The 20,119-nt window shown below is 57.1% G+C and carries 17 protein-coding genes and 3 tRNA genes; 8 read left to right on the top strand and 12 right to left on the bottom strand.

The genetic code is table 11. The features are described 5' to 3' along the window. Nucleotides 1-46 precede the first annotated feature (46 nt). The 3 genes from CPY64_RS03325 to CPY64_RS03315 all read right to left on the bottom strand — a co-directional run bounded on the left by CPY64_RS03325 (nucleotide 47) and on the right by CPY64_RS03315 (nucleotide 2,361). Nucleotides 47-1,765, bottom strand: coding sequence for a cation acetate symporter (locus CPY64_RS03325; RefSeq protein ID WP_042483842.1), 1,719 nt, complete (start codon nucleotides 1,763-1,765; stop codon nucleotides 47-49). After that, nucleotides 1,762-2,070 carry a DUF485 domain-containing protein gene (locus tag CPY64_RS03320; RefSeq protein WP_042483839.1) on the bottom strand — a complete coding sequence of 103 codons (309 nt, stop codon included), beginning with the start codon at nucleotides 2,068-2,070 and terminating at the stop codon, nucleotides 1,762-1,764. The genes CPY64_RS03325 and CPY64_RS03320 overlap by 4 nt, the downstream gene beginning before the upstream one ends. Before the next feature lie 214 nt (nucleotides 2,071-2,284). Beyond that, nucleotides 2,285-2,361: transfer RNA gene (locus tag CPY64_RS03315), tRNA-Arg, on the bottom strand. 329 nt (nucleotides 2,362-2,690) lie between these two features. Here CPY64_RS03315 and CPY64_RS03310 point away from each other — a divergent pair. Next, nucleotides 2,691-3,932: a phospholipase A gene (locus CPY64_RS03310; RefSeq protein ID WP_226791477.1), complete on the top strand. Its 1,242-nt coding sequence runs from the start codon at nucleotides 2,691-2,693 to the stop codon at nucleotides 3,930-3,932. Nucleotides 3,933-3,938: 6 nt separating this feature from the next. Here CPY64_RS03310 and CPY64_RS03305 read toward each other — a convergent pair whose 3' ends face one another. Next, nucleotides 3,939-4,892, bottom strand: a complete 954-nt coding sequence (locus CPY64_RS03305; protein WP_042483833.1) for a LysR family transcriptional regulator — start codon at nucleotides 4,890-4,892, stop codon at nucleotides 3,939-3,941. 127 nt (nucleotides 4,893-5,019) lie between these two features. Between CPY64_RS03305 and CPY64_RS03300 the strand changes: the two genes are divergently transcribed. The 3 genes from CPY64_RS03300 to CPY64_RS03290 all read left to right on the top strand — a co-directional run bounded on the left by CPY64_RS03300 (nucleotide 5,020) and on the right by CPY64_RS03290 (nucleotide 10,845). Beyond that, a complete protein-coding gene (locus CPY64_RS03300; RefSeq protein WP_042483830.1) occupies nucleotides 5,020-8,577 on the top strand; it encodes an indolepyruvate ferredoxin oxidoreductase family protein in 3,558 nt (1,185 codons plus the stop codon). Between the two features lie 242 nt (nucleotides 8,578-8,819). Further along, nucleotides 8,820-10,709, top strand: coding sequence for an LTA synthase family protein (locus CPY64_RS03295; protein WP_042483827.1), 1,890 nt, complete (start codon nucleotides 8,820-8,822; stop codon nucleotides 10,707-10,709). Nucleotides 10,710-10,768: 59 nt separating this feature from the next. Further along, nucleotides 10,769-10,845, top strand: a tRNA-Pro gene (locus tag CPY64_RS03290). A gap of 86 nt (nucleotides 10,846-10,931) precedes the next feature. Here CPY64_RS03290 and CPY64_RS03285 read toward each other — a convergent pair. From CPY64_RS03285 to CPY64_RS03275, 3 genes are read right to left on the bottom strand one after another with little or no spacing between them, the layout of a single operon-like run. Then, nucleotides 10,932-11,426 (bottom strand): DUF421 domain-containing protein, encoded by a 495-nt coding sequence (locus CPY64_RS03285; protein ID WP_080723731.1) that lies wholly within the window; start codon nucleotides 11,424-11,426, stop codon nucleotides 10,932-10,934. Nucleotides 11,427-11,444: 18 nt separating this feature from the next. Continuing rightward, nucleotides 11,445-11,861 carry a c-type cytochrome gene (locus tag CPY64_RS03280; protein ID WP_026485261.1) on the bottom strand — a complete coding sequence of 139 codons (417 nt, stop codon included), beginning with the start codon at nucleotides 11,859-11,861 and terminating at the stop codon, nucleotides 11,445-11,447. Nucleotides 11,862-11,863: 2 nt separating this feature from the next. Continuing rightward, nucleotides 11,864-13,486: a flavin monoamine oxidase family protein gene (locus CPY64_RS03275; RefSeq protein WP_042483824.1), complete on the bottom strand. Its 1,623-nt coding sequence runs from the start codon at nucleotides 13,484-13,486 to the stop codon at nucleotides 11,864-11,866. Between the two features lie 286 nt (nucleotides 13,487-13,772). Between CPY64_RS03275 and CPY64_RS03270 the strand changes: the two genes are divergently transcribed. After that, nucleotides 13,773-13,849: transfer RNA gene (locus CPY64_RS03270), tRNA-Pro, on the top strand. A gap of 95 nt (nucleotides 13,850-13,944) precedes the next feature. On the opposite strand, the gene CPY64_RS03265 is transcribed toward CPY64_RS03270, so the two are convergent. Continuing rightward, nucleotides 13,945-14,382 (bottom strand): PACE efflux transporter, encoded by a 438-nt coding sequence (locus CPY64_RS03265; RefSeq protein WP_042483821.1) that lies wholly within the window; start codon nucleotides 14,380-14,382, stop codon nucleotides 13,945-13,947. A 98-nt stretch (nucleotides 14,383-14,480) separates the two neighbouring features. On the opposite strand from CPY64_RS03265, the gene CPY64_RS03260 reads away from it, so the two are divergent. Then, the gene (locus CPY64_RS03260; protein ID WP_042483818.1) at nucleotides 14,481-15,386 is read left to right on the top strand and encodes a LysR family transcriptional regulator; all 906 of its coding nucleotides are present in this window, start codon (nucleotides 14,481-14,483) and stop codon (nucleotides 15,384-15,386) included. Here CPY64_RS03260 and CPY64_RS03255 read toward each other — a convergent pair. Beyond that, entirely contained in the window at nucleotides 15,370-16,095 is a 726-nt protein-coding gene (locus CPY64_RS03255) for a transporter substrate-binding domain-containing protein (RefSeq protein WP_042483815.1), read from the bottom strand. The genes CPY64_RS03260 and CPY64_RS03255 overlap by 17 nt on opposite strands. Before the next feature lie 82 nt (nucleotides 16,096-16,177). Between CPY64_RS03255 and CPY64_RS03250 the strand changes: the two genes are divergently transcribed. Continuing rightward, nucleotides 16,178-16,579: a DoxX family protein gene (locus CPY64_RS03250; protein ID WP_009457944.1), complete on the top strand. Its 402-nt coding sequence runs from the start codon at nucleotides 16,178-16,180 to the stop codon at nucleotides 16,577-16,579. A gap of 234 nt (nucleotides 16,580-16,813) precedes the next feature. On the opposite strand, the gene CPY64_RS03245 is transcribed toward CPY64_RS03250, so the two are convergent. From CPY64_RS03245 to CPY64_RS03235, 3 genes are read right to left on the bottom strand one after another with little or no spacing between them, the layout of a single operon-like run. Next, nucleotides 16,814-18,175, bottom strand: coding sequence for a sensor histidine kinase (locus CPY64_RS03245; protein WP_042483812.1), 1,362 nt, complete (start codon nucleotides 18,173-18,175; stop codon nucleotides 16,814-16,816). Beyond that, entirely contained in the window at nucleotides 18,172-18,837 is a 666-nt protein-coding gene (locus tag CPY64_RS03240) for a response regulator transcription factor (RefSeq protein WP_042483809.1), read from the bottom strand. The genes CPY64_RS03245 and CPY64_RS03240 overlap by 4 nt, the downstream gene beginning before the upstream one ends. Before the next feature lies 1 nt (nucleotide 18,838). Further along, nucleotides 18,839-19,387 (bottom strand): PepSY domain-containing protein, encoded by a 549-nt coding sequence (locus tag CPY64_RS03235; protein WP_123794707.1) that lies wholly within the window; start codon nucleotides 19,385-19,387, stop codon nucleotides 18,839-18,841. Nucleotides 19,388-19,611: 224 nt separating this feature from the next. On the opposite strand from CPY64_RS03235, the gene CPY64_RS03230 reads away from it, so the two are divergent. After that, a complete protein-coding gene (locus CPY64_RS03230) occupies nucleotides 19,612-20,028 on the top strand; it encodes a hypothetical protein (protein WP_042483807.1) in 417 nt (138 codons plus the stop codon). The last annotated feature ends 91 nt before the right edge of the window (nucleotides 20,029-20,119 follow it).

The raw sequence follows: 20,119 nt of genomic DNA, 5'->3' as shown, positions 1-20,119 counted from the left end.
TGTCAGGATCAGGCACGGGCGCCAAAGCCCGGCCTGTCAGAGCAGATTAGTGCGCAGAGGCAGCTTCTGCACCCACACCCGTTTCAGAACGTACCGACTGAGCCTCGAAACCAGCACGGTCGATCTCGGCACGTGGGCTTTTATCGGTGATCGAGAAGAACCAGATCGCAATAAAAGCCAAAGGCATGGAGAACAAGGCAGCCGATGCATAAGGGAACGGAGCCGAACCAGCAGGATTACCCAGCGTCGCTTCCCACACCGATGGGGAGAGCAAGGTCAGCAGCAAAGCAACGATCAGACCCAGGAAACCGCCAATCGTGGCACCACGCGTCGTGCAACCTTTCCAAAGAATGGACAGGAACAGGACCGGGAAGTTGGCCGAAGCGGCAATCGCGAAGGCCAGGGACACCATGAAAGCGATGTTCTGCTTCTCGAAGATAATGCCCAGCAACACGGCAACCACACCCAGAATCAAGGTGGTGGTGCGCGATACACGCATCACTTCTTCGTTTGTGGCCTCGCCTTTCTTGATCAGCGTGGAGTACAGGTCATGCGACACGGCCGACGTACCGGACAGTGTCAAACCGGCCACCACAGCCAGAATCGTGGCAAACGCCACTGCCGACATGAAGCCCAGGAACACGTCGCCACCCACAGCATCAGCCAGGTGCACAGCCGCCATATTGGAACCGCCAATCAGGTCGCCGCCAATTTCCAGGAAGCGGGGATTGGTGGACACCAGCACGATAGCGCCAAAACCAATGATGAAGGTCAGGATGTAGAAGTAACCAATCCAGGTGGTCGCCCAGAACACGGATTTACGTGCTTCTTTTGCATCAGGCACCGTGAAGAAGCGCATCAGGATGTGTGGCAGACCAGCCGTACCGAACATCAGAGCCATACCGAAGGAAATCGCGCTGATCGGGTCCTTGATGAAGTTGCCGGGGCCCATGATGGCCTGACCGATCGAGGAAGCCTGAACCGCATCTTTACCGGCAGCAATAGCGGCATCGGTCTTGACCTGCACGGCAGCGGCAAACAGTTTTTCAGGGGAAAAACCGTACTGTGCCAATACCATGATGGCCATGAAAGAAGCACCGAACAGCAGCAAACCAGCCTTGATGATCTGCACCCAGGTCGTGGCTGTCATACCGCCAAACAGCACGTAGACCATCATCAACACGCCCACCAGCACCACGGCAACCCAGTACTCCAGACCAAACAGCAGCTTGATCAACTGGCCGGCACCGACCATCTGTGCGATCAGGTAGAACAGAACCACAACCAGCGTACCCGAAGCCGCAAAGGCGCGAATCGGACCTTGGCGGAAGCGGTAAGCCGCCACGTCGGCAAAGGTGAACTTGCCCAGGTTACGCAGCTTTTCTGCCAGCAGGAACGTAATGATGGGCCAGCCGACCAAAAAGCCGATGGAATAGATCAGGCCATCGTAGCCGTTGATCATCACCGCAGCCGAAATACCCAAAAAGGAAGCCGCAGACATATAGTCACCGGCAATGGCCAGGCCGTTTTGAAAGCCCGTAATACCGCCACCTGCCGTGTAGAAGTCAGAGACCGACTTGGTGCGGGCAGCCGCCCATTTGGTAATCCACAAGGTCGCCAGCACAAAGACCGCGAACATGCCAATCGCAGTCCAGTTGGTCGGCTGCTTTTGCAGCTCGCCCAGGTCGCCGCCAGCCGCCAGCAAGGCGGGGCTGGCCAGCATCAGGCCCAGAGCCAGGCCGGAACGAAGATAGGAATGCTTCATTTACGCACCTCCTCAAGGACTTCCTTGGCCATCTGGTCAAACTTGGTATTGGCGCGCCAGACATAAATGCCTGTAATCACGACGGCCAACACAATGACTCCAAAACCAATAGGAATACCCAAGGTCATGACGCCATCACCCAAGCGCTCTGCAAACAATTCCTTGTCGAAAGCAATAATGCCGATGTAACTGTAGTAAGCCACCAGCATGACGATGGTGAGCATCCAGCCCAGCCGCAACCGGGTCTTGACCAGATTCTGATAGCGAGGATTGGCCGTAATCCGACCTACAAGAGGGTCTTGCATAGTTTGTCTCCGCATTGTTCTGAACGCCTTGTTTTGCTGGCGTATCTTATTGAACCGGCCCAGCCCAAAAAAGGCTGAAAACGGCGCTATGAAGACGCCTGCCGACGTCTATGCGGTGAACATTAGAGCCCGACACTTACACCATACTTACTAAATGCATCGGCTCAGGGTAATGCCTAGGAGTAGGAAAACGTGCAGGAAATGGGAGCAAGATTGGCGCGGGTGGAGGGGTTCGAACCCCCGGCCCCAGGCTTAGAAGGCCTGTGCTCTATCCAACTGAGCTACACCCGCCAGGTGATGGTGGCATCGTCAAAACTGCCAAGCAATGCAAGGTCCGAGATAACGGCCCGTACGGAATAAGGACCGATTTCAAGGCCCATTTTTTGAAAAAAAACAGACCTGAAAAGGACAATCGAATATTCTAGCCTGAAAATCTGTTTTAGATAAGCAGCACTCTGGTCAGAGTGTCAATACTGTAAGAAAAATAATTATAGGTAGTATTTTTAGTCGCAAATGGTACAGTCGTGTACGGATTAACACGCTTTCCTGGACTTTTCTCCATGCCGACCAAAAAGAAACTAAGTAAGCACTCTTTAATACTATCGGCCCCCCTTCTTATCTTGAGCGCAATCCTGAATACCGCACAGGCAGGTATCAGCTACCAGTTGCGCCAAGTACAGGCCAGTTCTGGTGAAACCGTCGATATTGACGCCATCGTCTACAACGACACAGGCAGCTTGATGAGCTGGACCGCCCCGCAAAACCTGGTTTTGCAGTGGCGCGACAATAACGGCAACGTCATCCGCAGCCTGGCCGAACTGGTCAACCCGCGGCCCCGAGCATCCATCCCTACCAACAACTTCACCGCCTACAGCTGGCGAGCCGTGGTCCCCAATGGCTTGACCGGCTTGCAAGCCGTCAATATTGAAGGCGAGCGTGTGATGTTGGCACTGGACACCAATCCGGAAGCCCAAAGCCCGATTACTTCGCAAGCAGCAAACGCCGCCGTGGTGAACGCAGGTGCTGGCCATGACCCACGTGTCATTGACCCCGCCCTGCCCTATGCCCAGGCCGTCGCAGCCGGAGCACAACGCGAAGGGCCAGCCATCAATAATGGACAAGGCCTGAAACCCGCGAACTCCAGCTTCGAGAACTTCAGCAATGCGATTTCGGCTCACGACCCAACCTACTTTATTGTCGGCAATAAAGGCGGCACAAACGCCCGCTTCCAGCTGAGCTTCAAGTACCGTCTGCATTCGCCGGATGATCCTAGCAATCCGAGATTCTACGATCACTTCTACATTGGCTATACGCAAACAGCCCTGTGGGATCTGCATGCCGACTCCAAGCCTTTTGTAGACACCACCTACCGCCCCAGCTTCTTCTGGCGTAAGGACTCCATTTGGGAGTCCGAGCAGAAACGTTTGTTCATGGGCCTGGCCACCGGCTACGAACACGCCTCCAACGGCAAGGCCGGAGACGACTCCCGCTCCATGAACGAGGTCTTCATCCAGCCCGAGTTCAATTACCGCTTTGATCACGGCGCCACACTGACGTTTGCCCCACGCATCAAGCACTATGTATTCATGGGCGAGAACGCAGACTGGGCACACTACCGTGGCCGTTACGACTGGAAGGTCCGTTACGCGCAGGACAACGGACTAGTACTGTCTGGCATGTACAACAAGGGCGCGGGCAGCCGCAATACGCATGAGTTCACGATTGCCTGGCCGCTGAACCGCACGCCTTTGAACATGAATGGCTATCTCTACGGCCAGTACTTCTCGGGCTATGCGGAAACCATGCTGGGATATCGCGATCGCTCTTCTCAGTTCCGTATCGGTCTGGCGCTGGTGCCTTAAGCACTTCTACAACAGTCCCCCACCGCGTCGGCTTCCCATGCCGGCGCGGGCCATATCATGATCACAGGCCTGGATCAGAAAACGCTGGAACAAGGCCACCAATCCTCCTGGCTCACGTCCTTTGGGCCACAACAAGCCTACCTCTACCGACTCGACCGGGTCATGAATCCCGATGGCATGGATACGCTTGCCTTCCAGAGACCAGGGCCGGTAAACCATATCTGACAAGATCGTCACTCCAAAGCCATAAGCCACCAAACCGCGCACCGCCTCCAGGGAGCGCGTCCGCATAGCGATGCGCTCCGGAAAGCCGGGGCTGCCCCAATGACGCATGGCCGCCGTATCGGCATCGTCTACCGTCAGAAAGATGTAGGGATAGTTGTTGATCTGCTCCAGGGACACGCTGGACTCATTGGCCAGAGCGTGTTGATCGGACACCCATAAACGACGGCGGGAACTGCTCAGGCGATGGTGCCCGAACAAAGCCAAATCGGTGATATTCGACAAAATAGCAACACCCAGATCGATGCGCTCGTCCTGCAAGGCCGCTTCCATTTCGGGGCGCTCCATATCCACCAGCTCGATGTCGATATTGGGATAACTGTGCTTGAAACGGCTGATCAGATCAGGCAGAAAATAGCCCAGAACCGTATAGCCCGCGGCCACCCGAATTTGTCCTTCGATATTTTGGCGACGCAAATCTGCGTGATTCAGTGCATCACTGACCGCATCAATCACGTGATGGGCGTGGTGAAAAAACGCCTGCCCCTGTGGCGTCAACTCCACGCCGTGGGGCAAGCGTTCAAATAAAGCCACATTGAGCTGACGCTCCAGACTTTGCACCGCATTGCTGATGGCCGACTGCGAGACATTCTCCGCCTGGGCCGCCGCCGAGAACTGCCCGCTAACCGCCGCAGCAATGAAATATCGGAACTGTCTCAGGGTCACTTCGTGTTTCATAGCCATCCGTTTTTCAGATATCAGGTACACGTAAATTTGATTTTACGATAACAAAAAGCTGCCCTAGACTAAAGAACAAACTACAACAACTTGCACGAAAACAATCCTTCTTGCAGGAGACAAACTCATGAATGCCCCACTCAACAAACCTTACAAGGCCATGTTGGAATCGGTGTCCCTGGATGACAAATACACTGTCACCAAGGGCCGCGCCTATATGAGCGGCACCCAGGCCCTGGTGCGCTTGCCCATGCTGCAAAAAGAACGGGACCGGCGCGCCGGTCTGAATACAGCAGGCTTTATCTCTGGCTACCGGGGCTCCCCACTAGGGAGCGTAGACCAAGCGTTATGGCAGGCCAGCAAACACTTGCAAGAACACGACATCGTGTTCAAGCCCGGTCTGAACGAAGATCTGGCCGCTACCGCCGTCTGGGGTAGCCAGCAAACCAATCTGTACCCCAGTGCCCGCTTCGATGGCACCTTTGCCATGTGGTATGGCAAAGGCCCGGGTGTGGACCGTTCCATGGACGTGTTCAAGCATGCCAACTCGGCCGGCAGCGCCCGTCACGGCGGTGTGCTGGTACTGGCAGGCGATGACCACGGCGCCAAATCCTCCACGGTGGCCCACCAGTCCGATCACGTTTTCGCCGCCGCCGGTATCCCCGTGCTGTATCCGGCCAACGTGCAGGAATACCTGGACTTTGGCCAGCACGGCTGGGCCATGAGCCGTTTCTCCGGTCTATGGGTGGCCTTGAAGTGCGTCACCGAAGTGGTGGAATCGAACGCCTCGGTGGACCTGGACCCGGACAGCCTGAACATTGTCCTGCCCGAGATCGAGGACATGCCCGCCGATGGCCTGAACATCCGCTGGCCAGACCCGCCACTGGCGCAAGAAGCCCGCATGATGAACCACAAGTGGTACGCCGCTTTGGCTTATGTGCGCGCCAACAAATTGAACCGCGTCGAGATTGATTCGCCCGAAGCCCGCTTTGGCATCATGACGGCCGGTAAAGCCTATCTGGACACCCGCCAGGCATTGGCCGATCTGGGCCTTTCCGACGAGCTCTGTGCCGAGCTAGGCATCCGACTATTTAAAGTGGGCTGTATCTGGCCCCTGGACGGGCAGGACGCCCGCCAGTTCGCAACTGGCTTGTCCGAAATTCTGGTGGTAGAGGAAAAACGCCAGATTCTGGAATACGCACTTAAAGAAGAACTGTACAACTGGCGCGACGATGTACGCCCCAAGGTTTACGGCAAGTTTGACGAGACCGAGCACGGTGGCGGCGAGTGGTCGCTGTCGCGTTCCCCCTGGTTGCTGCCGCCTCAAGGTGAACTGTCCCCCGCGATTATTGCGCGCGCCATTGCCCGCCGCCTGGGCACCATGGATCTCCCAGAGGAACTGCATGCCCGCATCCAGGCCCGTCTGGCCATTCTGGACGCCAAGGACCGCGAAGCCCGCATGCCGCGCGTCAGCGTGGAGCGCAAACCCTGGTTCTGTTCGGGCTGTCCGCACAATACCTCTACTCGCGTGCCCGAGGGTTCACGTGCCATGGCCGGAATTGGCTGTCACTATATGACAGTCTGGATGGATCGCAGCACCTCTACCTTCAGTCATATGGGTGGCGAAGGCGTCGCCTGGATTGGTCAGCAGCCCTTTACCGATGAAAAACACGTCTTCGCCAACCTGGGCGATGGCACGTATTTCCACTCGGGGATTCTGGCGATTCGAGCCTCGATCGCGGCCAACTCCAATATCACCTACAAGATTCTGTACAACGATGCCGTCGCCATGACAGGCGGCCAACCTGTAGACGGGATCCTGAAAGTCACGGACGTGATTGCCCAGGTCCATGCCGAGGGTGCACGCAAGATTGTGGTGGTTACCGACGAGCCCGAGAAATTCAAGGGCGTTACCCTGGCTGGCAACCCGCCTGTGTATCACCGCGATGAGCTGGACCGCGTACAGCGCGAGCTGCGCGAAGTGCCCGGCACCACCATCCTGGTCTATGACCAGACCTGCGCTACAGAAAAACGCCGTCGCCGCAAGAAAGGGACTTATCCGGACCCCGCCCTGCGCGCCTTTATCAATGACACAGTCTGTGAAGGCTGCGGGGACTGCTCGGTCAAGTCCAACTGCCTGTCCGTTGAGCCGCTGGACACCCCCATGGGTTCCAAGCGCCGCATCAACCAGTCCTCCTGTAATAAGGATTTCTCCTGCGTTAACGGTTTCTGCCCCAGCTTTGTCACCCTGAAAGGGGCACAAGTACGCAAGCCGGAAGCCCAAGGTCGCTCGCTGGAATCCTTCAATCTGGCCGATCTGCCTCTGCCCAAACTGCCGGATCTGGACAAGACCTACGGCATTCTGATCGCCGGTATTGGCGGCACGGGTGTCGTGACGGTAGGAGGCCTGCTGGGCATGGCTGCTCATATCGAGCAAAAAGGTGTCAGCGTTCTGGATATGGCCGGTTTGGCCCAGAAAGGCGGTGCGGTGCTGAGCCACGTGCAAATTGCACGCCAGCCCGATTTGCTGCACGCTACCCGCGTTCCGACTGGCGAGGCCTCCTTGCTGATTGGTAGTGATGCCCTGGTCAGCGCCTCCACGGACGTACTGAGCCGTGTCAGCCGCGACCGCACACACACCATTATCAATACCGCTGCCAGCCCGACCTCGGATCTGATCGGCAACGCGCACTGGAAATTCCCGCTGCAAACGGCCTGCACGGATATCGAAAGCGCCGTGGGCAAAGAGATCCGCTATCTGGATGCCAATGCCCTGGCCGTACACGTCATGGGTGACGCCCTGTACGCCAACCCCATCTTGCTGGGCTATGCCTTCCAGCGTGGCTGGATACCTCTGCACATGGACAGCTTGCTGCGCGCCATCGAACTGAACGGGGTTGCCGTCAAAGCCAACCGCGAAGCCTTTCAATGGGGGCGTCTGGCCGCTGAAAAAGGTATCGAAGCCCTGATGGAAGGTGCGACGCCCAAAGCCCGCGAAGTCACGTTCCCTGAAAGCGTGCAGTCCCTGATCAAACGCATGGAAGAGCACCTGACTGCGTATCAGAACCCGGCATGGGCCAAGCGCTATCGCGACGCCATCAACAAGGTCATGGAACGCGAATCGCGCCTGAATCAGGACAAGGCTCTGCCCCTGACTCGCATCGCCGCCACGCAACTGGCCAAGCTGATGAGCTACAAGGACGAGTACGAAGTGGCCCGCCTGTACACCGACCCGGCCTTCCTGGACAAGCTGCGTGCCCAGTTTGCGGGTGAGCCTGGCAAGGACTACCAGATTGAATACCATCTGGCTCCGCCCTTGCTCGGTCGCAAGAACAGCCAGGGTCAGCCAATCAAGAGCAAGTTTGGCCCTTCGACCCGCAGCCTGTTCAAGATTCTGGCCCGTCTACGCGGCTTGCGCGGTGGTGCGCTGGATATCTTTGGCTACACCCAGGAACGCCGTCAGGAACGTCAGAATATTGAAGACTATCTGGCTGACCTGAATGAAGTCAGCGCCCACCTGGATGCGGACAATATGGAAGTGGCCCAGCGCTGGTTGAACTACCCGGATCTGATCCGTGGCTACGGCCATGTCAAGGATGCGGGCCATGTCAAAGCCTACGCTCAGCGTGAACAGCAACGCAGCCAGTTCCGTTCCCGTACCGAGCCCAGCCAACGCGTTGCCTGAACTTATAGCCAACCCTGGACACAGGGCTGGCTCCCCCTAGCTCCTCCTTAACAGCAGGCTGTCTTTCAAAGCGGCCTGCTTTTTTTTCGTCTTTACACTCTGAACCGCTAGCCCGCCGACTTTTCCTGGGCAAGCCCACGCGTTTAACAGGATAGTTTGCTCATTAAACTGACATACAATCGTGCAATTCGATGCCAGTGCCACCGCCTGTGGTAATCAGGTCGATCCAGGACCACTTTCTTATGCGCCATCTCGTTTACGTTTTCATTCCTTCAGCCCTGATTTTGCTGACCGCATTCAGGCTGGCTTTTGCCTTATGGCAATGGCCACGCGTGCGTCAGGCCGGAGGTCTGCTGCCCATTCTGATTGGCGGCCTGCGTATCGACGCACTGATGATTGCCGCCTTGAGCGCCCCCGTGATCTTGCTGGCTCCCTGGCTGGGACACTATCCCGCCATGACGACGGTAGCCGCCATCTGGTTTACCTTCGCCTGGTTCTTGCTGACCTTGCTGGAAGTCTCCACGCCCCAGTTCATTATTGAATACGACACACGCCCAAACCGACTGTACGTGGACTACCTGAAGCACCCCCAGGAAGTGATGGGCATGCTCTGGAAAGGCTACAAGCTGATGATAGGCATCGCCCTGATTGGTCTTGGGCTGATTGTGTACTCGGGCTGGTCTATTTTTGGTCATATCGGCCCCGATCCCATCATGAGCTGGTGGCTGCGTCCCATCTGGATGCTGGCAGGCGCGGCTCTGTGCGCGCTGGCGATACGTGGCACCCTGGCACACCGCCCCATCAACCCCTCTTCGGTGGCCTGGAGCAGCGACAGCATGCTCAACACGCTGCCCTTGAACTCGCTGTACAACGTGGCCTACGCCATCTACAGCATGAAAAACGAGCGCTCTGCCGAGGACATTTACGGTGGCATGGATGCCGCCGAAATGAACCAGATCGTGCGCGATGCGGCCGCGATGCCTGCCGGGCCTGACACATTGCCCACCCTGCACCGTCAAACCCCCGCGCAGAAACGCGAGCGCAAACCCAATCTGGTCCTGATCGTGGAAGAGAGCCTGGGTGCGCAATATGTCAGCAATCTGGGCGGCGCCAAGCTGACGCCCGAGCTGGACAAGCTGGCCCAGACAGGCTGGAACTTCCGCCGCGCCTACGCAACCGGCACTCGTTCGGTACGGGGTCTGGAAGCCGTGTCCGCCGGTTTCCCCCCAACCGTGGCCGACGCCGTACTGCGCCTGCCCGGCTCACAAACCCGCTTCTTTACCCTGGCCCAATTGCTCAAGGAACAAGGCTACCGCTCGCGCTTTATCTATGGCGGCGAGGCCCACTTTGACAATATGAAGAGCTTTTTCCTGGGCAACGGTTTTGACGAGCTATATGAACAATCCAGCTTTGAGTCCCCCGAATTTGTCGGCACCTGGGGCGCCAGCGACGAGGATATGTTCAACAAGTTGCACCAGTTGCTTGGCCAGGACAAGGAGCAGCCCACCCTGACGCTGGCCTTTTCCGTCAGCAATCACTCGCCCTGGGAGTACCCGGCTGGCCGTATCCAGGTAGAAGGCGATCCCGCCACCGTAGAGAACACCGTGCGTTATGCAGACTGGGCCATTGGCGACTTCTTCAAGAAAGCGCGCGAATCCGACTACTGGGACAACACGGTATTTTTGATTGTGGCTGACCACGACTCGCGCGTGGGCGGTGCCAACCTGGTGCCTTTGCGCCACTTCCATATTCCCGCCCTGATTCTGGGTGCAGGCGTTCCCAGCCGCCAGGACGAACGCATCATGAGCCAGATCGACCTGGCTCCCACCTTGCTGTCCCTGATGGGCATTGAAAGCGAGCACCCCATGATCGGGCGCGACCTGACCCAGCAAGACAGCGACCGAGCCATGATGCAATACTTCGAGAACTACGGTTATCTGAAAGGCGACATTCTGACCGTGCTGATGCCCCACCTGCCGCCTTGCCAGTATCGCTATACCGCACCGGACAAGTACGAGCCGCTGGAACAGATAGACGAAGCACTGGCCAAGGAAGCGCTGGCCCACGTCCTGTGGCCTAGCTGGGCATACCACGAACAGGCTTACACCCTGCCCCACCTGCAAAAACGCTAGAACCGGGGGCGCAGGGCTTGACGAAGCCCTGAATTCGTTCTATTATGCTTGTCTTTAGTCGGGGCGTAGCGCAGCCTGGTAGCGCATCTGGTTTGGGACCAGAGGGTCGCGAGTTCGAATCCCGCCGCCCCGACCATTAAAGAATTAAAGGCTTAGTTCATTGCACAGTGAACTAAGCCTTTTTCTTTGCCTGCGTCCCTGCCTGTTCCCGATCGGTTCCAATCACGGCGATGTCGCCTTCAAAAAGCTGAGTTTGCCATTAGGCTCGATATAAGCTGCCGCCACTTCATCCAGCGACTGAATCCCGGCCAGGCGCATTTCACTCAAGATCTCATCCCGAGTCACAAACTCTCGACGCATATTGCGCCACTGCAACTGCCCATCCCTGACCACACACACCTTGCGTGGCGTTGCCAATGCATTGAGCGCCGGAAATCGGTACATCAGCCAATCGACGATGTACCCCCACGCAACAATGGTTGCAGCCACCAGCAAACCGTCCGTCAAGGAATTGCTGCCCCCTGACATCGCATTGCCACTGGCGTCGGCAATCAGCAAAAGAATCAGCAAATCCGCAACGCCCAGCGAGCCCAGCTCCCGTCGTCCCGCCAGCCGCAGCAGGATGAACAGAACAAAGTACACCACGGTGCCTCGCAGCACGGACTCCAGCACCGGCATTTCCAGTGCGAAGACCGTGCTCCAATCCAGTGTCAGCATAGCGCCAGCAACCTGCGATCAGTTCAGATCGAAGTACTGATGGTCCTTGGGACGCTGGCCTGCCACATCCTTAGCCGTGATCTTGTCACTGAACTCATTGCCCAGATGAGAGCGCACATAGTTGACGACTTCGGCTATTTGCTCGTCATTTAGAACGCCACCAAAACCGGGCATGCCCTTATTGCCCTGGTTCACCATGAACACCACATAGGCAGGTGCCCCCAGTTTCGGATTCTTGGACAGGGACGGATACATGCCCGCCCCTTGAGCGCCCTTGCCATCGATCATGTGACAAGACGCACAGACCTGCTCATAAATTTCCTGACCGGTTTTCTGGGTAAAGACGACCGTATCACCCCCTACCACCGCCGTGTCCGCATGGCTGATGGTCAACAGTCCCGAGGCCAGAAAAACCGCTAGAGATCGCATCATCATGACTAGGCTCCTTTGGAATCGGCTTGTTGATTACCCACAATATGGCTATGCAAACGGGAAATCGCATTCAGGGAGGACAGGATCGCCCCTTCTTGCCAGGCGTTGACATAGGAAGCATGCTCGCCCGCCAGAACCAGCCGGCCATCAATCTGACACAAGTTCTCGTAATGCGCGGCCCGAGTCTGATCGGTCCACATGCCATAGCAGCCCAATGTCCAGGGAACACGATGCCAGGCCACTGCCACCCCGCTCTCGAACTCATCCTTGTACTGCGGGTGGATCTGCGCGCCATATTCCAATGCCTTCTTGACCCGGTCTTCGGGGCTAAGCGAGGACCATTCCACCGCGCTGGGGCCAAACATATAGCCCCCCAGCAAGACGCCTTTGCCACCGGCCATCATGCCGCCGCTGGGGTAAGAGATTTGGGTGATGGGCAGGTCCGTGTAACTGATACCGCCATAAATAGCGTCATCGTCTTCCCAGAAGCGCCGCTTGAACTGCAGCCCGATCTTGACCGAGGGAGCGTAGGGCACTGCGTCAATGGCAGCGTGCATTTCCTTGCTGGCATCCAGATCGATCTGACTGAGAATCGACAAAGGAATGGTACATACGCACCAGTCTGCCGTTTCAGTGTGCTCGCTGCCTTTGCTTTGATCCTTGTAGCTGACCGTCACCTTGCCATCGTTCTGCTTGATGGCAGTAACCTTGGCATTAAACGTAAACAGCCCCTCCAGCTCTTTACCGAACGCAGCGCCAATCTGGTCCATGCCGCCGACCGGCTGAAACATGGTCTGCTGAAACTCGTACAAATCATGAATGCCCATATTGTGCCAAACGCTGGAGCGCACAATATCAGCCAGCTTCAAGGGCTCGGAAAACTCGGGCTGGGCATTGAGGCCACCTCCCGGATCACGCTCGAAACCGCGGACCTCGGAACTGGCATGACCTTTCACATAGGCCATGTTTTTATCCAGCGCTCCCCAACTACGCAAAGCCTCCAGCAGCTTTTCCTGGTCCTCTTTGGACAAGGGAGCATCGAGCGATTGAGTATTGATGGCTTTGGACAAAAGCTCGGAGACCTGTCCTTGGAAATCCGCATGGATATGGCGAAAACGCTGGGGCTTGCCATCAAAATGCTCTTTGCTATGCAAGTACGCGTTGTAGTTGTACTGAATAAAGGGTTCCAGCTTGACCTTGAGCCGCTTGCAATAGTCCAGCAAGGCCCTGTGATGAAAGGGAATACGCCAAGGCCCCGGATTGATGTACTGATCCTTGTCGAACTTCACATCCTGCTTGGCCCCGCCCAGTTCGGTGTAGCTGTCACCGCCGTGCAAAGACCAGTTCCGTCCTCCCACTTTTTCGCGATATTCCAGGATTTTGACTTTGTAGCCTGCATTGCGCAGCTCCAAAGCGGCCACCATGCCAGCCAGCCCCGCTCCCAGGATCACCACAGAGGTCCCTGGCTTGGGCTTGCCCTCCAGGCGAATGGGGCCATCGTAGCTGCCCTCCGCCGCATGGCCCAGGCGCATCATGGCCTGATACATGGCCGCGCCACCTGCGGCATACCCGACCATGGTCAGAAAATGCCGCCGTGTCAGTACTCCACCCTGTGAAACTTGGCTCATCGTCCTTTCTCCTTTTGGAAAAATGATGAGCAGCATTCGCCCCCAACTTCTTTGCCTGCCCCCGGTGCATGAATGCTACTCGTGTGGAAAAAAACAAAGAACACAATGCCTTATGATCAGCTTGTCACTTAACTATAAGCACCTAAAATGTTTAAGCCCAAGACAAGAAACACATCTTTACAGCCCTGAAAATTAGCTGACTCCAGATAAATGCGTGCAAGCCCCTTTTTCATGTAGGCATATGCTTGCCAAGTTCCCCACGACGAGATATAATTTTTTTCTTAGTCGGGGCGTAGCGCAGCCTGGTAGCGCATCTGGTTTGGGACCAGAGGGTCGCGAGTTCGAATCCCGCCGCCCCGACCAAAAAATTCAAAGGCCTTGCAGAGCAATCTGCAAGGCCTTTTAGTTTTGCCGGTTCAATTCATTACCTGCATTTACTGCCGGCACCGCTACAGCATTTAACTTTGGCTTGCACTCACCCCTACCGAGTCGGGCAAACCAAAAATAGAATCAAATGCCCAGTTGTAGATAAAGGCAAAGATCGGAAAGAAAGCCAGCAGCACCGCTTCCATCATGAACGCCTTCCACAAGCTGATATTCAGCCACCACGCGATCAGCGGAACCAGCAAAGACACCAGCACGATCTGAAAACCGGCCACATGCAGCACCCGGTGCCAGAAGGTACGCGCCTGAATCTGGCGACGGCGCTCCCAGGCTTCAAACAGCATGTTGTAGAACAGGTTCACCGACACCGCACAAGTACTGATCATGAAGGACAACACGCCGCTTTCCATCGCCCCTGCACCACTCAAATGCCCCAATACGGTTGCCGCTACCATCATGCCCAACAGCTCGAACATCCCCACGTAGACCACTCTTCTTTTCCACCCCTGCACGATAAATATCCTTGATAAAAATGCCGAAAAGCATGATTATCCGCAGTATTTCTTTTAGAAAAAGTCAGATTCCATCAGTTTTACTTATAGGTTAAGCCATGCTTACCAGCGATCATCTTGAGCTGCTACTGGCCGTAGTCGAACACGGTTCGTTTTCCTCGGCCGCTCGGGCCTTGCGACGGACGCAATCGGCCGTCAGCATGGCCGTGGCCAATCTGGAGGCCGAGCTGGATCTGACGCTATTTGATCGCAGCCGCCGGGAGCCCGTGCCCACTGCCGAGTTACTGGCCATGCTGCCCGACGCCAAACTGATCGCCAGCCGCTTGCAGGGTTTGCGGCTGCATTTGCAGGAATTATCGGGTGGGCTGGAAAGCCATGTGCGACTGGGCATAGTCTGTGATGTAGATCCCAGGCCAGCCTTGATTGCCCTGCAGGCTCTGGAACAACGCTACCCCGGCCTGGATATGGAAATACGGACCGCGCCACAAGACACCTTGGTCGACGCTCTGAAGAAACGCGAGCTGGATCTATGTATTGCCTATGGTGGGCTGGAGCTGGAAAGCGTGGGCATTGTGCAGTCCTTATGGACCGAAACCATTAGCGCCGTGGCCGCGCCTGGCCATCCTTTGCTGCAAGGTGGCCCCCGCCCCCTGGAAGATTTGAAAGCCTACCGGCAGATTGTCATTACCAGCCCCGACAACGATGTCAGCAAAGACCGCTCCATGCTCAGCCTGCGTCAATGGAAAACGGATAGCTTGCCCATGACACTGGAACTGGTGGAGCGGGGTTTGGGTTGGGCGAATCTACCCTTGTCCTGCCTGCGCCCCTCACTGGAGTCTGGCCGTTTGCAGCGCATCCAGTTCTCCACCGGCAGCAACGGGCTGGATCTGCCCATTTATCTGCTGCAATCCAAGGGCCAGGAGGTGGGCAAAGCGCAGGCCCTGTTCAGACAGGCCCTGCAGGACGAACTGAATACGCGCCTTCAGCCTATTCCGGCACGGTGACATTGGCCTGGCCGCTATCGGCCAGGAACTGCGCCACCATCCCTTCTTTCTTCTGCCGGGCGATAAAGGCCTCGACCCAGGCATGGGCCAGCGTACGTTCCGATGGCACCGCCATGGCCTGACGAATCACGGTGAAACTGTCGGGCAATACACGCAAACCGCTGCGGGAACGTGCATAGCGCTCCAGAGGCTGACGCACACCGGCAGCGGCATCCAGTTCCTCCTCCACAAACAGGTCGATAGCGTCAGCGGAGGTTGTTGCCCGAACCAGATCCGCCTGCTTTAAATGACGGCTCAGGAACAGGTCGTAGGCCGCGCCCTTGCCAACCGCAATGCACACGCCCTGCCGATCGAGCTGGTCCACGGTCTGAAAGGCAGACTCCTCGCGTACCAGATACGTGCCTTCGATATGCACATAAGCTTCACTGAAGCGGATCTTTTCCGCACGTTTGGGATCAATCGCCAAAAAGGCCAGATCCCACTCGTCCCTGTAGACCGCCTCTACGACGGCCTGGGCCGCATCGTAGCCATGAAATTGCACGCTCAAGCCCAGCTCTTGCGCCACACTGCGCGCCAGATCGGCCGACACCCCTTTGGGCGACTGCTCATTGGCACCACGTTGGGCCAGGACGGGATTGCCATAATTCATGGCAACACGCAAAACCCCGCTGGGGGCCAGTTCTGCTGCGACAGCCTGCTTTTGTGTCATGTAAATGCTCCGTCATACTTTTAAGAACCCGGTCTTCTACAATAACGCACCTTCCTGTCCCACTACATAATGGAGCGCCTGTATGTCTCGTGATGATCTTGGAAAACTCTTGCTGCGTGTCACGGTCGGTGTGTTGATCCTGCTGCACGGCATCGCCAAGATACGTTATGGCATCGGAGGAATCGAAAGAATGCTGATCGCCAACAATATGCCCGGCTTTCTGGCCTGGGGCGTGTACATAGGCGAAGTGATTGCTCCCGTCCTGATGATTCTGGGCTTTTACGCCCGTGCCGGCGGTTTGATTGTAGCCATGAACATGGTCATTGCCTTGCTGCTGGCCCACAGCAACCAGATCGGCAGTTTCAATGCCCAAGGTATTTGGGCTTTGGAGTTGCAAGGCATGTTCCTGATTGGCGCGCTCACAGTCGGCTTGATTGGCGCCGGGCGTTACAGCCTGGGTGGCGATGGCGGCCCCTGGAATTAAGTCTGGCTCGAGTCCTGTGCTGAAAGAACGCAGAACGCCCCGCTTTGCCGGGCGTTTTTCTTGGGTGATCAAACAACATTAGCACCACCAGACCCGGTTCGCACCAGCACTCAGTCCACTCGCCTCAGACGCCTCTACGTTCCGTTCGCCGACACTGCACTTACACTTGCACTAGCGTTGGCGTTGGCGTTGGCGTTGGCGTTGGCGTTGGCGTTGGCCGCCTAGCTTCCTGCCCTAACTCGCCAAGGTCAAATCCAGCCGCAAACCACCTTTCTCCGACGCACTGGCGTGCACCTTGCCCTGATAGCTGCGCGCCAGCTCACGGACGATATCCAGTCCCAAACCGAAACCGGGATGCCGTTCATCCGCACGTTGACCACGGCCAAACACACGCTCCAGCTGCTCCGGGTCCAGGCCGGGGCCATCATCTTCCACCACCAGATGCAGCACATTGTCCTGCTGCCACACCTGGCACCACACATTCTGCGTCGCCCATTTGCAGGCGTTATCCAGCAAATTCCCGGCCATCTCCTGCAGGTCCTGCTCCTCGCCTTTAAAGAGCAGCTCCTGATCGGGCAAATCCAGATGGATCTGCTTGTCGCTATGCAAACGTCCCATCACCCGACACAGGGACTGCAGGCAGGCCGACACATCCGTACGCACACCGATGGCGCGTACCGCCATGGCCCTTGCCCGAGACAAATGGTGGTCCACCTGTCGCTGGGCCAAGGCCACTTGCTCGCTGACCAACGCTGCCAGATGCGGATCTTCCGCCTGGGCCGCGTTGCCCATAATCGTCAACGGGGTTTTTACGGCATGGGCCAGGTTTCCAGCCTGAGCCCGCGCGCGGTCCACCATGCCTGCATTGGCACTGAGCACTGCATTGAAATCATCCACCAAGGGCTGAATTTCGCTAGGGAAATTGCCGCTGACTTGCGGCTCGCGTCCTTCCTGCACATCCAGCAAACGGCGTCGCAACAGATGCAAGGGATACAAGGCCAGCACCACCTGCAAGATGGCCGCCAGAATCAGGCCCACGGCCAAACCACCCAGAGACAGGAACAGAATCCGCTCAAAACGGGCCAGGGGCTCGGCCAGCAGCTCCCGGTTGCCTGCCACCATGATCTGCAGGCTTTGGCCCTTGTCGTTAACCTCGTCCAGCTCCTGGCGCAGCACCACCAAGCGCTGCTTCTCGGGGCCATTCAACGACAAGACACCGTTGGGCGTATCGGGGGCATTCACGTCCAGCGCCTCGTCCCACAACGAGGTCGAGCGCAGGGCTACCGTCCATTGATCGCTCCCCGCCTCCTGGCGCGCAATCTGCCAGTACATGCCCGAATAAGGCTGTTCAAACAAGGGGTCGCTCAAGCGTGACTGCAGTGTTACGCCATCCGCGTTGTCCAGATTCACGTCCGCCATGATCTGGTCCAGATGGGTTTGCAAACGCTGCTCGAACTGGCGATAAACGTGATCCTGAAACAGACGATTCAGGCCCAAACCGGCCAGAACGATACTGATCAGAATCCAGGCCAGCGTCCCCAGCAGCAAACGGCCGCGCAACGATCCCAGAATGGTGTGGCCACGCCAGGCAATCATGCTTCAGGGTCCATCAGACGGTAGCCCATGCCTCGCACCGTTTCGATATAACCGGCAGGCAATTTCTTGCGCAGACGGCCGATAAAAACCTCGATGGTATTGGAGTCGCGCTCGAAATCCTGGGAGTAAATATGCTCGGTCAATTGGGTGCGTGACAGCACCTGGCCGGGGTGATGCATCATGAACGCCAGCAAACGGTATTCATGGCTGGTCAGCGACAGAACCATGCCCGCACAACTGATCGAGGACGAGCGCGCATCCAGCTCCAGTTTTCCCAACTGCAAACGCGGGTTCGCCTGCCCCGCCGCACGGCGCAGCAAGGCCCGCATACGCGCCAGCAACTCTTCCATATGAAAGGGTTTGGCCACATAGTCGTCAGCACCGGCGTCCATGCCTTCAACCTTGTCGTGCCAGTCATTGCGGGCTGTCAGAATCAGCACCGGCATATTGATGTCCGAAGCCCGCCAGCGGCGCAATACCGACACCCCATCCATGCCCGGCAAACCCAGATCCAGCACCACGGCATCAAAGGCTTCAACCTCGCCCTGGTAATGGCCTTGCTCACCATCATGGGCGACTTGAACTGCATAGCCCGCCCGCTCCAGTGCCTGCTGCAATTGCGCTGCCAAGGTAGGCTCGTCTTCAACAACCAGTATCCGCATATCAATGTCCTCGGGAGTGCGGGCGTTTCACGCCACGCACAAGCAGCACTTTGCCGGTCAGGGCATCCACTTTCAAGCGCAGGAGGCGGTTGTCGTCAACCAGCATGCGTAACTCATACACCCACAGTTCAACGCGCTCATCATATTCAAACTGCACACGCAGTACCCGACCGGGATACGTTTCCCTCACCCGTTTCAAGACCTCCCGCAGCGGCAAGGCTTCCCCACGGCGCACGGCCTCACGGGCCTGATCGTGGCCACGGTAGGCCGGCCCCGGAGGCCAGTACGGACTGGGGCCGAAACGCTCGTTAGGCGGGGGTGGCTCGGGCGGAGGTGGCGGCGGGGGTAGACGACGAAAACAGTCGTCATCCCCAAAGTAATCATGTCCCGACCAGTCCGAACGCTGATCCCTGTCCCACGACGAATCGCCCCGCTGCTTTTTGCTGCCGCAGTCAGGGGAATCATGGGAATGGGCAAGTGCCAATGGCATCACCGCCGTCAGAACGGCGGCCAAACTCATCAGCAATGCGGATTGTTTAAGGGACGTCATAAGAATCGGTAGGTGCAATCAAAAAAAGAGGGATCAAAAGATCACGCCCCCTTATATAGCAAGCTGCGGATGAACATAACATGAACAGCGGCTTCAGTTTAGATTCAGAGCCCCTTGCTCATAATGGGCACCAGGCTGACAGGACAAACAAACCTTCCCCTCTCAAAAGGAAGCTCCGCAGGAATCTGACAGCACTACTTTTTGATTACATGAAGGAGCTATACATGAAACGCACTTCCCTTTTTTCTGCCCTGGTATTGAGCGCAAGTCTGTTGGGTGGCACCGCTGCCATTGCACAGGAAGCCACAAGCGCAGCCCAAACACAAACCACCCAGAAACAGACTCGTCAGGCTCGTGATCACAAACCGCTGACCGCTGATCAAGTCACCGATATCGGTCCCGCCTACCAGCGTCTGAAAGAAGCCGGCTACACCAAAGTGGGCAGCCTGCACCAGCGAGGCGACCACATCATGGCCATGGTGGTCGATAAGGACGGCAAGGTTGTGCGTGTCCGCTCCGAAGGTGCCAATGGCGAGTTTACGGTTGTAGAGCGTAAAAACGACGGTCAGCATCGCCGTGGCCACCGCTCCGGTCACGCTCAGCAAGGTGACAGCGCCACGAAAGAGGCCGCCAAGTCCTGATCACGGAAACACTTTCCCCCAAGCAGTTGATGTTCGCAAGCAGTAGTTTGAAGTGACAACACACCGTTGTATCAGCAGTCAAAGTCGGTAG

Source organism: Alcaligenes faecalis (genome assembly GCF_002443155.1).
In the GTDB taxonomy this organism is placed as follows: domain Bacteria; phylum Pseudomonadota; class Gammaproteobacteria; order Burkholderiales; family Burkholderiaceae_B; genus Alcaligenes; species Alcaligenes faecalis.
This window is presented reverse-complemented; position numbering and strand designations above follow the sequence as displayed.